Raw genomic sequence first — 14,746 nt, 5'->3', positions numbered from 1 at the left:
TAGAGGATGGCTATGGCCCGCAAGATGGATTTTTCAACTGAGCAACTCAACGAAATGTCGTCGGAGGTCTCGGGTTTCGTTGACGACCTCGAAGAGGCCGTTTCCTCTAAGACAGGTCTTAAGAGAAAGTATTCTCACATCCTCATCTGCGGAATGGGCGCATCTGCTATCGGCGGGAGGATCTACGCTGATTCGATGTACTACAAGTCTCCGGTGTCGGTGGACATCGTGAAGACTATGTCGCTGCCTTCGTGGATCAACAAGGAGAACACCCTGCTGGTGGCCTGCAGTTACTCGGGCAACACGGCTGAGACGCTCTACATGTACGAGAAGGCCATCGACATGGGCCTCGATGTGGTCTCGGTGACACATGGCGGCGATCTTCTGGAGCTTACCAGGAAGAACGGCAATCCATTGGTAATGATTAACGGCAAGAAGATGCAGCCTCGCAGCGCCATCGGGTGGTTCATCGGCACTCTGGGGGCCATCATCGAGGATGCCGGCGGACCCGCCGTGAGGGATGAGATCAGAGGGATGATCCCACGTCTCCGCCGCTATCAGGAGGACATCGAGGACGGCGAAGGGGAAGCCTGGAGGCTGGCAGAAGCCGTCGATGGGAAGGTACCAGTTGTCTATGGGACGCCGGACATGGAGTCGATTGCCGTCAGGATGAAGAACCAGCTCAACGAGAACTCGAAGATGGTGGCATTCTCCGGAGTGATGCCTGAGTTCAATCACAACGAGGTCGTCGGCTGGTACGATGACAACAAGAGGTTCGATTTCGTCCCGATCATCATCAACGATGATTCTCTGGAGTACATCAACGACATCGTCCACGCAACGTCGGACCTGTTGAAGACCCGCGGGCTGGAACCGAAGTACATCGAGACCCGCGGCGATACCCAGCTGGAGCGGATGATCTACGGCATCATGTTTGGGGACCATGTGTCTCTATATCTGGCCTCTCTGCACAGTGTCGATCCCTGCAACGTCGACCCCATCACCGACATCAAGTCGAGGATAAAGGGCGTGTTCAAGGGCAGGGGCGAGAAACGGTGAAACTCCATCACAGCCGCGATTGACGTGATCGCGATTTTCGCGATGGCATCTGCAGTTGGAGCAGTTTATCTTTACGCTTCTGAACGATCGGATGATAGGACGGCAGCCGTTTCAGTCTCTGTCAATGGAGAATGCAGTCCGGGACATTCAGGTGACTGTCTGCGTAGGATCAGATGAGGTAGGTAGATTCGATTCGGCTTCTCTCGGATTGTCGGCTGCCGGTTTCGACGTGTAGGTCGGTTCTGATCCTGAGACGGTGGCCGCGTGGGCAGTTTCAGTCGACTCAGTGCTCGGAATATGGTGAACGGTGATTCGGATTCCAAGGGGATCGGGATGCCGCGCGGCGACAATTACACTGCCGAACTCAGCATTAGAGGCTGAATAAGTCGGAGCACATCGATTATAATGTTCTTTCTTCAGCTGAAAAGTTCCCTTCTCTTCTTCTCCCATTCCCACGCAGTGCGGATGCTGTCATCCAGCGTCCTGGAGGGCCTCCATCCTAGGACATTCCTGGCCTTCGAGCTGTCGGCCACCAGTTTTGCGGGATCCCCGGGACGGCGGGCCTCGAATGTGCAGGGGATGTCGATGCCCAGGACCCTGCAGCATGCGTCGTACACGTTCTTCACGGAGGAACCCTCGCCCGTGCCGAGGTTGAAGAAATCAGTGTCACCGCCTTTCTCCAGATGGGACAGTGCCAGAAGGTGAGCGTCCGCAAGGTCCTCTACGTTGACATAGTCTCTTATGCAGGTCCCGTCAGGTGTGGGGTAGTCGGTCCCGAAGAACCTGAACGGCTTTCCGGAAGAGACTGAGATCAGTATCCTGGGGATCAGGTGCGACTCATTGGCGTGCCACTCCCCCGTCCTCAGCCTCGAATCGGCCCCGGCGACGTTGAAGTACCTGAGCCTGACGCTGCGGATCCCGTAGGCCTTCCCGTAGTCGTCCATCATGCGCTCGATGGCCAGTTTGGTGTTGCCGTATGGGTTGATGGGAACCTAGGGATGCTTCTCGTCGATGGGCACGTAGTTCGGCTCCCCGTAGGTCGCGGCGGTGCTCGAGAACACGATCTTGTCGATGCGGTTCTCCCTCATCGCATCCAGGAGGTTCATCGTCCCGCACACGTTGTTCCTGTAGTATCTCGCCGGGTCCTGCATGGATTCCTCGACGCGGGAGAGGGCCGCGAAGTGGATGACGGCTGACGGATGGTGCTCGGAGAACGCCATCTCCAGATCAGATGGGCTGTTAAGGTCGCCTTCGAAAGCCCCCAGGTATCTTCCTGCTAAATCGTCGGAGAATGATGTGATCCTGTCTGAGATCTCCCTGTGCCCTGTTGAGAAATTGTCGAAAGATACCACATCATAGCCTTTCTCGAGAAGTGCCAGGACGCAGTGGGAGCCGATGTATCCGCAGCCTCCGGTGACCATCACGGTCCCGGTCGGCGCCTTCTTCACGTTTGAGCCTGCCATCTCAATACCCCAGGTACATCACGGTGGGCGTCTTGCTGCCGGCGGTCCTGCTCGATTTGTGGTTCCTGATCTCCGGGAGCTCAGGTCCGAACTCCTCCCTGAACACTGAGATGGACCTGGAGACCGCCTCGCCGATGCTGTAGTCCCTGTAGTCTCCAAGCCTTCCCAGGAGTTTCAGGTTAGGGAATTCCGAAGCGGCCGCCTCTGCATACTTTCTGTGAAGGGCCACGCTCTCAGCTGACGGGATGGTGAAGCACGGTTCGTTCTTGCCGGGGACGTACTCGTCAGGGTACTCTTTCGCAGTCATGGTGGTCTGGGTCTTCGTGCCCAGGTAGTACTTGAACTCGTGGATTCTCTCGAAGTCATAATTCTCAGGGTATTCGATGACGGCGTTGTCCAGAACATGCTCCCTGAGATGGGTCTCGAAGACGAAGCGCCTTGAACGATACGGGAGGCGTCCGAAACGGTAATCCAGCAGCCCGTCGGCGCTGCCTGTGTAGAATATCCTGTCATAGTCATCGGCGGAATCAGGGTCGAACGGAGTCCCGAGGCATACCTTCACGTTCGGCATGTCGAGCATGTTGCGTACCATCGCAGAATATCCTCCAAGCACCGTTCCCCTGCGGGTGTTGTTGAAAGCCCCGACGGGCACTCCCTGGTACTTCTCGCCGTAGCATCCAGGTTCGCGGGAGACTATCACGATCCCGCGGTCGGCCGCCCCGCAGAGACCGGCAGGCACCTGCCCCCCGCCATCCGGCGTGCATCTCCTCTCGAGGAATGCAGCGAGCGTCCTAATGTCCCTGTCATCGCTCTTCTTCAGTTCATCTACGGGGACGCGTGCTCCGACCCCGTAGGCGTTCACGAGCTTCTTCTCGATCTCGCCGGCGGCAGTCGGGGGGAAGCAGATGCGGAGGCTGTCGGTGTTGAACGGGAGCGGGACCTCGGACCCCCCAATGATTCCCTTCACGCGGTGCAGGTAGGCATTGAAATCGGTGAAGCGGGAGAGGAATCCCCATACCTCGGCGTCGTCTGTATGCAGGATGTGCGGACCAAGGTCCTGGACGTCAATCCCGTCCTGGATGCGGTCGCTGCAGGCTCCGGCGATGCGGTCAGATGAATCGATGACCGTGATGCTAGAATCTGGCTCCCTGCCGGCCATCAGCCTTGCAATGGTCGATCCCGATATCCCGGCTCCGACCACCAGGTACCTGCGTCCGCTCATAGGACGGCCTATCTCCTTGTCCAATATAAAAACGAGGATTCCGTGCATCCCCTTCTCTGATGCACTCGGAAATGCCTTCATTTCCGTTGGCGACAATTAATATAAGGTACGCGTTTCAGAAAGGGAAAGCATGAAGAGCGGAGGAAACAAGGTCATCAGAGGGGCCAGGCATCATCTGCGCGAGCTGTACGCTTCCCGCAGCATCCTGCATTCCCTTGTTTACAACAACCTGTTCGGCCGTTATCGCAACTCCGCTCTGGGATTCGCCTGGAACTTCATCATCCCCATGGTGATGATCTGCGTCTACTACGTCGTGTTCACGGAGATCCGCAAGTCGGCGATTTCTGATTTCATGGTCTACGTCCTGTCGGCGATGTTCCCGTTCTCCTTCATGACCCAGAACCTGACGGGAGGGGCATCTGCGATCACCGGCAACTCGGGCATGGTCAAGAAGATCTACTTCCCCAGGGAGATCCTGGTGTTCGCCCAGACCCTTAGCACGTTCCTGATAATGCTGATCGGTTACTCGGTCAGCCTCATCCTGATTGCCGCGACTGGTTTCTCGCTCGATTGGGTCTCCATGCTCTTCGTTCCGGCGGTTCTTATCCTGGAGCTGATCTTCGTCACGGGGTACGTGTTCCTGTTCTCTTCCCTGACCGTGTACTCCCGCGATGTCCAGTACGTTCTGAACTCGATAAGCATGGTGTTCTTCTTCATGACCCCCATGTACTTCTTCGCCGATGAGGCCACCGGCCTGCTGAATGCTCTCATCTGGATCAATCCGTTCACCTATTTTGTCGAAGCGCTTCACAGCGCAGTGTACTTCGGGGAACCGCCGGACGCATGGGTCATCTCGATGTGCCTGCTGCTGGCGTTATTCGCATTGGTCCTGGGCTATGCGGTGTTCCGCCGCCTCAAGCGCGGGTTCGCAGAGAGGCTTTAATCATGGATCCCAAGAATGCGATAGAGGTCAGACATGTTTGCAAGACGTTCAGGATAGAGGTATCGGACCCCGACCGGAAGGCGGGGCGTTTCAACAGGAACCCTACGAAGAAGGTGGAGAACAGGGTCATCGACGACCTGTCCCTGGACGTGAGGAAGGGGGAGGTCCTGGGGATCATCGGAAGGAACGGCGCAGGGAAGAGCACGCTGCTCTCGATGATCGCGAAGATCATGGAGCCTGATTCCGGGAAGATCGAGCATTCAGGCAAGGTGGCGTCGATCCTGGAGCTGGGCATGGGTTTCAACCAGGATATGTCCGGAAGGGAGAACATCTACCTCAAGGGGGAGCTTTACGGATTCACGAGGAAGGAGATGGAGCCGAACGTCCAGAGGATCATCGACTATTCCGGGATCGGAAAGTACATCGACAATCCGGTTCGGACCTATTCCTCCGGGATGTACAGCAGGCTGGCCTTCGCCATCATGGTCAACGTTGATTCCGACATCATGCTGGTGGACGAGATACTCAGCGTCGGAGATGAGAGCTTCAGGAAGAAGGCGCAGCAGCACTTCAGGAATCTGGCCAAGAGCGGGAAGACGGTCGTTTTCGTGTCGCACTCGATCCGCGACATGGAGGACATGTGCACCCGCGTCATATGGATCGAGGGCGGCAGGATCTTCAGGGACGGCAGGCCTCGGGACATATGCGCCCAATATGAATACGCCATGTCCGAATCCCCCGAGGTCATCTCCGATCTGGCACAGTCTGGGGATGCCGAATCGCAGTTCCGCTTGGCTATGATGTACAGGGACGGCAGCGGGCCGTTCGGGAAAGATGCAGAGCTTTATCGGGAATGGATCAGGAAAGCCTCAGACCAGGGGCATCCGCAGGCCCAGGTGGAGTACGGGGACATGCTTGCGAAGGAGGGCAAGGACGAAGAGGCCATGTTCCTCTACCAATCGGCCGTGAACATGGGCAACGGCGATGCCAAGCTCAGGATATCAGCCGCCGGGCCGCAGAACGGCTTCCGCGATGAGCTTCGGAAGGCAGCTGTTGCGATCGGGCAGCTTGGCGATTCATTGGATCAGTTCAGATGCGGGGACACCCTTCTGAAGCTGGCGCTCTCCAATGACGGCCGCAGGGAGGCATTCGATTGGTTCGTCAAGTCGGCGGGTCAGGGCTATCCGCCGGCGATGCACCAGGCTGCCGTCATGTGCCGTGATGGCGCTGGCATCCCCAAGGACCCGAAGAAGATGGAGGCCTACCTCACGGAGGCGAGCGGCAGGGGCTTCATGCCCTCGATAACCCTCTTGGCAGACCTGTACTTCCGCGGGAAGGTCATCCCGAGGGATGAGCGCAAGGCCTTCGCGCTCTACCTCAGGGGCGCGGAGCTGGGCAACGGGAACTGCATGTACCAGACGGCCGTGATGATGAGGGACGGCGTGGGGACCGAGGTGGACCTCGACGGATCCAGGAAGTGGTTCTCCCTCTACTCGTTCTCATCTCTTGGATGGAATTGCATCCAGGTGGCCGACAGGATGAGGACGTCAGGCGCACCGGACGCAGATTTCATGGAGAAGTGCTACGAGTCCGCGGCCATGCAAGGCATCGCTCCAGGGGCGGGGAATGCGATCAATGCCTCTCTGGCTCAGGGAAACGACGAATGGAAGCAGCAGATCGAGAGGATGAGGTTTCTGGCGGAGAACGGCAATGCCGACGCCATGAGGAGGATGGGCAACTTCTACTACTCGGGGATCGGGGTGGTGAAGGACTATGCCGAGGCACTGAGGTGGTATCAGTCTGCTGCCATGAATTCGGATTCCTGGAGCGCTAACAGGGTCGGCGAGATGTACCGCGATGGCAAAGGGGCAGCTGAAGATATTGCGAAAGCGGCCGAGATGTTCAGGAAGGCCTCGCATAATGGAAACACCGTCGCTCTCGGGAACATAATCGATCTCTATGCCTCCGGGCTATCTGATGACCGCCGGATGTTCGAGGAAGCGGTCTCGGCGTTGGCCGTCATCGGTGACGAAGGGAACATCGACGCATGCAATCGGATGGGCAATCTGTATTTCAACGGAACAGGAGTGAGGAGGGACCGTGCCAAGGCTGCCGAATGGTATGAGAAGTCCGCAAGGATGGGCGATGCCTGGGCCCGCGGCAGGGTGGAACTGATAAGAGACTGAATGAATTGACATATTCTTTCGATGTATGACGATATTTATGTCTGCATGTATCAGAGATCTGTATGTCTTTCTGAGACTGCGATCATCAGCCTTAATATCTCTTGGCATTCAAGCATCAATCATTGAGCATACAGTGCTGCAGAGAGCATTTTTCCTGAGTCTCAGGTTCATTCCATTAAATTAAATATCTGCCAGCGATTTGAAACAATCTAGACAGGAGACGTTTCTTTGGACAGGATAGACTTCGTTCTTACCGGCGATCGCAATTACGTCGATCAGATCGTTGTTACATGCACCTCCATCCTGGCCAATCTGGATCGGTCCAGGAGGGCCTCTTTTCACCTATTCATGAGGGACATTAACCCAGATTATGAGAAAAGGCTCCTGGCTCTAAAGAAGTTCCGTGACTGTGACATTGAGATCTACTCAATGGAGCAGTATGAGAAATTATTCGCTGATGTGGATATTACCACTTTCCATAATTCCTATATCAATATCGTCTGCTATTATCGCCTCTTGATTTTCAAGATTCTCCCTGAAACTGTGCACAAGGTCTTCTATGTTGACGGCGACATGATCATCAATACCGATCTTGCGCCGATTTACGACGGTCTGGGGAAGAGCCTTTTCGCCGCTGTCGTGGAGATCTACGCCATGGACAAAAGGGAAGAGGTGCTGGCTCATGTATATGGCTGGGATGAGTACGCACTGTTCGTCAAGGACCCGATGGCCGCCCCATATTTCAACGCAGGATTCTTCCTCGTCGATTTAGATCAGGCCAGATCGATCGGCCTTTGGTCTTCGTTCAGGAGATTCTTCGATTGTCATCCCAACCCTCCGTTCGCGGATCAGGACATCCTCAATGCCACGATCGGGCAGGCCAATCACGACAAGGTGAAGTTCCTTCCTCCGCATTACAACGTTTTCTGCGACTTCAACATAGATTACTCGCGCTCTTTTACCAGGAGTTACTATCCGTCTGAGCAGATCGCTGATTCCTTCAGAGCAGCGAAGATCATGCATTATGCAGGGGGAAACAAACCCTGGAACTACTGCAATTGCCATTATTATCGCGAATGGTGGCAATATGCTGCCATGTCCCCTGCTGCCGGGTCTCTGCTTCTCAAATCCCAGGATGTTCATGCCGAGATTTCCAAGGAGCTTGGATACACCAAGGCCATGCTGGCGAAATCTATGGCGGAGGTCTCGGCCCATAGGTCCAAGAAGTTCAGGGACGAATATGCATCGAGGATCTTCGATAAGGATCCAATAATCAGGTACAGGTTCAAGAGATACAACAGAGAAAAGCATTCTATCGTTTCGAAGCTCCTTACGCTGAAGCGTTTTGAGAGGGAGGCTGCAAAGCAGATCAACACCGATCACTACATCGATTACAGGGGCATCCAATCCGCCATAGATCGTTGTGAGGTGGTCTCTTTCGATTTCTTTGATACGTTGGCCATTCGCCCATTCGTCAGACCAACCGATATTTTCACCTCGGTCGAGATCAGTTCTGGGAAGAAGGGTTTTGCTGCGGCACGGATAAATGCCGAAAGAGAATGCAGGGCGGCGCATCCTGACGATGAGGAGGTCACTCTGGACCAGATCTATGATAGCATCCCGGCCGTGTACCGTCTGCTGAAGGATGCAGAGAAAGAGGCAGAGATCAGATTCATCACCCCAAATCCGGTGCTGAAGCTGCTTTTCGATTATGCTGCAGACAAAGGAAAGAGAATAGTCATCATTTCCGATATGTATCTGCCTAAGGAAACCGTTCAGGCGATGATTGATAAATGCGGATACGGCAGGGCTGAGAGGCTGTATATCTCCAGCGACCTAATGAAGACGAAGCTCAAAGGGACCCTCTTCCAATATGCTATAGAAGATCTGGGAATCAGGCCGTCGGGGGTGGTGCACATCGGAGACAATCTCATCAGCGATTGCAGAGTCCCGAAGAAAATGGGAATCAAAGCTTTTTGGGTCACCAAGAACATTGATGCCCTCCTGGAAACAGATTGCCGCATGAGGCCATTCATCGATTCTAATCCGCAGTTGGATGCCTCGGTGCTGTTGGCTGTTGCCTCTCTCGGGAGGGCCAGGGATATGGACTACTGGGAGAGGTTCGGGTATCTTTTCGCCGGTCCGGTGGTCACAGCATATGTGAATTGGCTGTACAAAAGCATCAGGAAAGACGGTTTCAGAACGGTTTATTTCGTAGCGAGAGACGGTTACACGCTTCAAAGGATTTTCGATATGCTGTCCGGAGGGAAGGTGGAATCTCATTATTTCTATGCTCCGAGGCACATCAGCAACATCTGCAATGGGGATCTGGAGGAGAAGATGGCCTCTGACAGGAAGGAGGCTGAACCTGCCGTCAAGGCCGTGTACGACTACTACTGCATGGAGACCGGCGCGGTACCTGAAGACATGGACTATGAATCCAAAGAAGCGTTCCTGAGGGCGCATTCCAAGGAACTGAGAAACCTTGCGGACAAGAAGAGGAAAGAATATTCTGAATACGTTTCATCGCTCTCCGACGACAGCAGGATCGCCCTCGTAGATACTATCACGATCCACTTCTCTTCCCAGAAACTGCTTTCACGGTCTCTACCTGGAAGAGAGGTCAAAGGTTATTACTGGGCCAGCATCGACAACGGGCATAACAGGATGAATATGGAAGAGTTCCTACACGAGACATTCCAGCGTGAGCATGCCTTCAAAACAGTGGATTGGGATGTGATGGAATTCTTCATTACATCTCCTGAAGCGCCGATAGAGGACGTCAGGGACGGAAAGCCTGTGTACAAAGAACGCAATCAATATGAGCAGGTGCGTTCGGAGGTCTATCCCTTGGTGTCCAAAGGGATTGTGGAGTATGCAGAGGATTATGCAGCGCATGTTCCGGAGATCTGGCTCAGCTGCGATACGGTGCTGAACTACCTCAACAACCTCTGCAGGATCCCGACAGAGGTCGACAAGGAGCTCATGAAGAAGATAAAGCACGGGTATGACTCTGAGCATACCCAGTACGTGCCGATCTTTAAGCAGTGGTTCAAGTGAAATTTTACGGAATTACGGAAAAAGGTAACATCTATGGATGGAAAGCAGATGAAAGTTGATGTTTGGGGAGTATGCCTCAGCAGGGACATCTTCGATATCTGCCCCATCGAGGGTGTTTCAGTTAATGTCTATTATTCAACTGATCCATGCGTCGCAATGATGCCGAGGATGAAACAATACCGTCTCGAAACTGTTGATTTTGAACATCTCGGCAATTGGAGAGCTCGCAATGCGTGCTTTGAATTCAATCGCGAGGTGGTTGATAAATATGCGAATTCAGGCTCAAATTGGCTTGTTGCCGATCTGAGGCTGATGACATACTCTGGCTATCAGATTTCTGAAAATGGGAAAATAATAGGATACACAGGATGCTGGCTTAATTCTCATTTATCTGAAAACGATATCGCAAGATATATCGCTTCCAAGTATGGGAAGAATATCGAAGTAAAGTCTGTTGACAGAGAGCAACTTCATACGGAAGAGTTCTTCGAAGCCTGGTGCGACTTTATAAACAGAAGATACGGGAACAATGTCATTCTCATTGTTCCTGCAGAGGCATCATTTGGGGAGATGGACGATGGCAGGATAGTTACCAACGCTAAAAGGTCGGAGACATTTATCAATAACTTCCTGGAAAATCAGTGGACAATTAAGTTTACTTCCAGGGTACACTGTCATGTTTTGATCATCCCCGATTCAGTTATTGCAGACTACAACCATAAATGGGGATATAACCCAGTAAACTACGATGTCTCTGTATATCATATCATTCATGATGCGATTTCGAAATTGATGTTCTATCCCCGTGAGAATACTGTCGGAGAACATGCACTTCTTACGATGAGAACTGCAACATTTTCTAAAATGGTTGGACGTGACAACTATTTGGAAACTAAACTGCAGAAAGCAAGAAAAGAATTTGATGAGATAAAGTCTAAAGAAGATTTTGATGAATTCAAGAAACACTATGATGAATTGGTATCAAAGCGTGATGACCCAACAATCATTGCCGAATACGCTCGTTTGATTGGCATATCATACAGAGATGGGCGGTTTGTATCAAAAGATGCAGATGCAGCAAAACGGTGGCTATCTCGTGCTGCTGTTGGTTCTGACATAGCATGCTATAATCTTTTTGATATTCTCTGGTTGGATAAAAGCGATGATGCATGGATGGCAAGTATTGCGAACGCCATGCTATCACACGGAAACGGCTGGGCAATGAATCGCATTGGTCGCATGTACCAGTACGGAAGATTCTATGAAAAGAATCTAGATGAAGCTAAAAAATGGATGAAGAAGGCAATCAGTGTCGGCGAATTATGGGCAAACAATGAGTTGTTCGATCTTCTTTGGCAAATAGGCACCCCGGAATCCTATTCAGAGATGATCGAAGTAGCCAGAAAGCAGATTTTGCTAGGAGATCCAAACGCCAAATACAGGATGGCGCACGCATTCCAGTATGGAAAAGGTGTTGAAAAAAACACATCTAAAGCGTTAGAACTAATGAAAGAAGCTGTCTCTAAGAACAATTATTGGTTTAATGAATTGAAAACGATGGGCATAGATTTTGAGGTTATTTCTGGAAAAAATTGGAAAATTATCAGAAAAATTGGTTTTCTAAGAGAAAAGAGGGATATACTATCAATTGTTCACCGCGGGTTTTTTATTGATATTACCAACTTTAAATTGATACATAAAATAACCAACTCCGTATTGTTTTTACCCGCTGGATTGGATGAAAACGTATTGTCCTATTTTGTTAGATATGGTATCTATGATGAAATCATAGAATATGACTGGACTGTCGGGTTTAAAGATAGTAAATTTAACAGCCGTGAATCGATTATAGAATTTTTTAACGCTATGTTTAAGGAAGCCAATATAGAACTAACTGATATTCGCAGATTTTTCACGATGGCAGATGTTCATGATCAGATTGGCGCATTTATTAGGTTATCAGGTATCGACGTTACAGTTATCGAATTCACGCCAGGATCCATTGACAACAAGGAAAGATATGAGCTTGGAAAATTTTTCATGTCTGATGATTTATATAATTTACAAAAAGAAACTGATATTCTGTGTAATTTCAATGGGGCCCGTATTAGGCAAAATACCAACAAAATAAATGATGAATCGAATTTTGATTATAACGATTCATTTAATAGATTAGACGAGGTAGATAAACATTTATTGAGTATTATTTTCAATGCTAGTCAATATGATGGTGCGGAAGTAGTGGTAACCAATTCTCCAACAATAATGATTGATCGTTTTGGTTTACATCCTAATAATTGGTCACATATGGCTTCTGTTTTGCTAGATCAGTTCATTGATGATGGTTCAAAAATCATAATTAAATTGCATCCATATTCATGGGATGATTATCGTTTTAAAATAAGGAATGTGAAAATAGTAGATGGAAAGATTAATCTTGACTCTGTACGTTATAACCCAAAAGTTTGTTTAAAGAAACTTGTTAGCATGACATCTTCGGTTGTAGGAAAAATTGCTGCTCAATGCGAAAATATAGTGGCCGTAGGTGGAGATTTTTACACTCAATATCTATATTATCCGATTGTTGAATATTTTATGTTTGTGACGCAAGGATCAGAAATAGCTGTATTGCAGGATGTTATCAATTCTGAATCGTGGGATAAATCAAAACTCTGCAAGAATTGTAAGGATCAAAATGGAAACATTCAGCGGAGCGTCCTCATTACTAACAAATTGAAGGATTCAGAATGCGCGGCCGTAGTGATTGTAGACGACATCGCTGAGAATGGGATTGAAAAAGAATATAAATTCAGAACAATCAGGAATATGCAGATCGATGACGGGTATGGAATTCAGAACTATGTTTTAAAAATATTAAGCAAAGAAAAAGAATTATTTTCATTATTGATATCACCAATAGAATTCACCAGAAGATATCTGACAATTAGATTAACTAATACACAGTAACGTTCTTATCGAATCCAATTCGCGACTGTCTGTTGTCGGTTATTTTTACTACTCCGAGTGTGACACTTACAGATTGAATTCAGGGTGCAGTGCAGAGGCTGACACTCTGAACGGTCCGGGCTTCTGTCGATATTGCAAAGCGGTCCTCCGGCATTTGCAATTGCCAAAACAAACAGGCCGAAAGACTGTCTTTCGTACTGGAATCGCTCGCATTAAGGTTGCAGTCCATAACCTGCGAGTTTGGCGGGACAAATGATGGCCTGAGTTTGACAGTTGGCGGGCAGACGGAACCGAGACGATTTTTCATCCTGCGGACGGCCAGCAATGATAAAAGAGGCCTTCCGATATGTTTCAGCCGCTCAAAACACAAAACCGCCGAGAGACATTCCTCCATGATCGTTTCATCAGTCATAAATGTACATCTCGGCGGGCGGCGTGTTGAGCGGGAAAATGATGAGTTTTGGTCCGCTACAGAACCAGGATGCATGCGAGGATGCCGGAGCCGAACGGGAACATCACGATGGCCGCAGGGAACAAGGCAGTGGCCGATGCCGTATTCGCCGATACGGGGCTGGACGATTACTTGGACGGCCTGAAGAGGGCCGGGGCAGCTCGATGGCCGCTGAGACGGTGGCATCGGTCGCGGATTCCGCGGAGATGACGGGCACATCGGTGAGCAGGGTCGACAGGGCCCCCCGAGGAGGGGACCGTGCGTGAGGAGCACGGGCTCGGTGCGAACGCGCCGAGGTCCGCTTATCGCACGGCCGAGAGACCGGGAGAGAACTCCGACGGCATCGTCCATTTTCCAGGGGAGATGCTGAAGAGAGCGTACGGCGTGAAGATGGACACTGCCTTCATGGACTGGCCGTCGATGTACTTCGAGGCGCCCCAGCAGGGGATCATCAGGGCGGGACATTCCAGGGACCGCCGGCCTGAGCATGGACCGGTCCACGGGCATGCCGATAGGCCTGACCGTGAACGCGGGCAACATCCTCGATGCGACCCATCTCTAGGGCACCTTCGGGCAGTTCAGGCATCTCTTCGCGAAGATGCCATGATCGTGTTCGACAACGGGGCTTACAGCAGGAAGAACTCAGCCCCTTTGGACAGGGAGGGCGCGGGCTTTGTGACCGGGCCGCAGATGAATGCTTCCGACGACAGGTTCGTGGGCAGCCATGCCGGCGTTTGGATGCCGATCGGTGAGAACCTGTCGTACCAGCTCATCGAGGGCAACCTGAGGCGTCAGGCATATCTTCAGGAACGAGACGCTGAAGGCGGACGTGCTGGAAAGGTACAGACGCAAAGCAGAACGCGGCTGGGAGGAGATGGAGACCGTCCGGAAGAACATAGATTCCGGGAAGAGGCCGCGCAAGAAGTACCGCAACTCGAACTGCTTCGCCGACACCAAGCTATCCTACATGTTCCTGCTGGACTGCTTCACCAAAGAGCAGGCGGTATCCCGTGCGGTCGGGCGCATGATCGCCGGACGCGAAGGATTATTCGTTCTCTTGACGAACCGTCCGCTGACAGTTTAGAAGACCATGGAGTTGTACCGCGCGAGGAACAGAATCGAGGACGCCCTCAGGGACCTGAAGTACGGGATCGACCGGAGGCCGGCCAGATGCACGAATGAAGCGGTCATGAAAGGCCGCATCCTGATATCTTTTCTCGCGCTTTTCTGCATCTCCATGGTCCTCTTCCTCCATCCGGAATACCGGAACAGGACGGCAGAACCTATATGCGGGGAGCTGAGCCTGTTCTCACTTACGGTCCTGGTAGCGGAAGGACAGCCGAAAGGCGCATTTTCAGCAATTTCGTCCCGCTGATAAGGCTCATAAGAACGGGG

The 14,746-nt window shown here is 51.6% G+C and carries 10 protein-coding genes and 1 pseudogene; 7 read left to right on the top strand and 4 right to left on the bottom strand.

Features of this window, described 5'->3' with window-relative positions:
* Positions 1 to 24 precede the first annotated feature (24 nt).
* Positions 25 to 1,059 carry a bifunctional phosphoglucose/phosphomannose isomerase gene (locus O8W32_02610; GenBank protein WII09734.1) on the top strand — a complete coding sequence of 345 codons (1,035 nt, stop codon included), beginning with the start codon at positions 25 to 27 and terminating at the stop codon, positions 1,057 to 1,059.
* A 416-nt stretch (positions 1,060 to 1,475) separates the two neighbouring features.
* Here O8W32_02610 and galE read toward each other — a convergent pair.
* Both galE and O8W32_02600 read right to left on the bottom strand, forming a co-directional pair.
* A pseudogene (gene galE, locus O8W32_02605) lies at positions 1,476 to 2,480 on the bottom strand (UDP-glucose 4-epimerase GalE).
* Positions 2,481 to 2,523: 43 nt separating this feature from the next.
* Positions 2,524 to 3,768 carry an NAD(P)-binding protein gene (locus O8W32_02600; protein ID WII09733.1) on the bottom strand — a complete coding sequence of 415 codons (1,245 nt, stop codon included), beginning with the start codon at positions 3,766 to 3,768 and terminating at the stop codon, positions 2,524 to 2,526.
* Positions 3,769 to 3,874: 106 nt separating this feature from the next.
* Here O8W32_02600 and O8W32_02595 point away from each other — a divergent pair, with 106 nt between their 5' ends.
* The 4 genes from O8W32_02595 to O8W32_02580 all read left to right on the top strand — a co-directional run bounded on the left by O8W32_02595 (position 3,875) and on the right by O8W32_02580 (position 12,900).
* Positions 3,875 to 4,687: an ABC transporter permease gene (locus tag O8W32_02595; protein ID WII09732.1), complete on the top strand. Its 813-nt coding sequence runs from the start codon at positions 3,875 to 3,877 to the stop codon at positions 4,685 to 4,687.
* A gap of 2 nt (positions 4,688 to 4,689) precedes the next feature.
* Complete coding sequence (locus O8W32_02590) at positions 4,690 to 6,873, top strand: ATP-binding cassette domain-containing protein (GenBank protein WII09731.1); 2,184 nt, start codon at positions 4,690 to 4,692, stop codon at positions 6,871 to 6,873.
* Between the two features lie 228 nt (positions 6,874 to 7,101).
* Entirely contained in the window at positions 7,102 to 9,933 is a 2,832-nt protein-coding gene (locus tag O8W32_02585) for an HAD-IA family hydrolase (GenBank protein WII09730.1), read from the top strand.
* Between the two features lie 33 nt (positions 9,934 to 9,966).
* A complete protein-coding gene (locus O8W32_02580; protein ID WII09729.1) occupies positions 9,967 to 12,900 on the top strand; it encodes a tetratricopeptide repeat protein in 2,934 nt (977 codons plus the stop codon).
* A 753-nt stretch (positions 12,901 to 13,653) separates the two neighbouring features.
* On the opposite strand, the gene O8W32_02575 is transcribed toward O8W32_02580, so the two are convergent.
* Positions 13,654 to 13,803 carry a hypothetical protein gene (locus O8W32_02575; GenBank protein ID WII09728.1) on the bottom strand — a complete coding sequence of 50 codons (150 nt, stop codon included), beginning with the start codon at positions 13,801 to 13,803 and terminating at the stop codon, positions 13,654 to 13,656.
* 174 nt (positions 13,804 to 13,977) lie between these two features.
* Positions 13,978 to 14,124 (bottom strand): hypothetical protein, encoded by a 147-nt coding sequence (locus O8W32_02570; GenBank protein ID WII09727.1) that lies wholly within the window; start codon positions 14,122 to 14,124, stop codon positions 13,978 to 13,980.
* A 56-nt stretch (positions 14,125 to 14,180) separates the two neighbouring features.
* Here O8W32_02570 and O8W32_02565 point away from each other — a divergent pair, with 56 nt between their 5' ends.
* A complete protein-coding gene (locus O8W32_02565) occupies positions 14,181 to 14,435 on the top strand; it encodes a hypothetical protein (protein ID WII09726.1) in 255 nt (84 codons plus the stop codon).
* 6 nt (positions 14,436 to 14,441) lie between these two features.
* Positions 14,442 to 14,726 (top strand): hypothetical protein, encoded by a 285-nt coding sequence (locus O8W32_02560; protein WII09725.1) that lies wholly within the window; start codon positions 14,442 to 14,444, stop codon positions 14,724 to 14,726.
* Positions 14,727 to 14,746 lie beyond the last annotated feature (20 nt).

This window comes from Methanomassiliicoccales archaeon LGM-DZ1, from assembly GCA_030168595.1.
GTDB lineage: Archaea > Thermoplasmatota > Thermoplasmata > Methanomassiliicoccales > Methanomethylophilaceae > Methanomethylophilus.
Note: the sequence above shows the minus strand (reverse complement) of the source record. Positions and strands in the feature narration are given on the sequence as shown.

Bases quoted from the DNA above. Each gene is read 5' to 3' on its own strand.
- O8W32_02610 (WII09734.1), top strand. From the start codon at position 25: ATGGATTTTTCAACTGAGCAACTCAACGAAATGTCGTCGGAGGTCTCG.
- O8W32_02595 (WII09732.1), top strand. From the start codon at position 3,875: ATGAAGAGCGGAGGAAACAAGGTCATCAGAGGGGCCAGGCATCATCTG.
- O8W32_02590 (WII09731.1), top strand. From the start codon at position 4,690: ATGGATCCCAAGAATGCGATAGAGGTCAGACATGTTTGCAAGACGTTC.
- O8W32_02580 (WII09729.1), top strand. From the start codon at position 9,967: ATGGATGGAAAGCAGATGAAAGTTGATGTTTGGGGAGTATGCCTCAGC.
- O8W32_02575 (WII09728.1), bottom strand. From the start codon at position 13,803: ATGATCCCCTGCTGGGGCGCCTCGAAGTACATCGACGGCCAGTCCATG.
- O8W32_02570 (WII09727.1), bottom strand. From the start codon at position 14,124: ATGAGCTGGTACGACAGGTTCTCACCGATCGGCATCCAAACGCCGGCA.
- O8W32_02560 (WII09725.1), top strand. From the start codon at position 14,442: ATGGAGTTGTACCGCGCGAGGAACAGAATCGAGGACGCCCTCAGGGAC.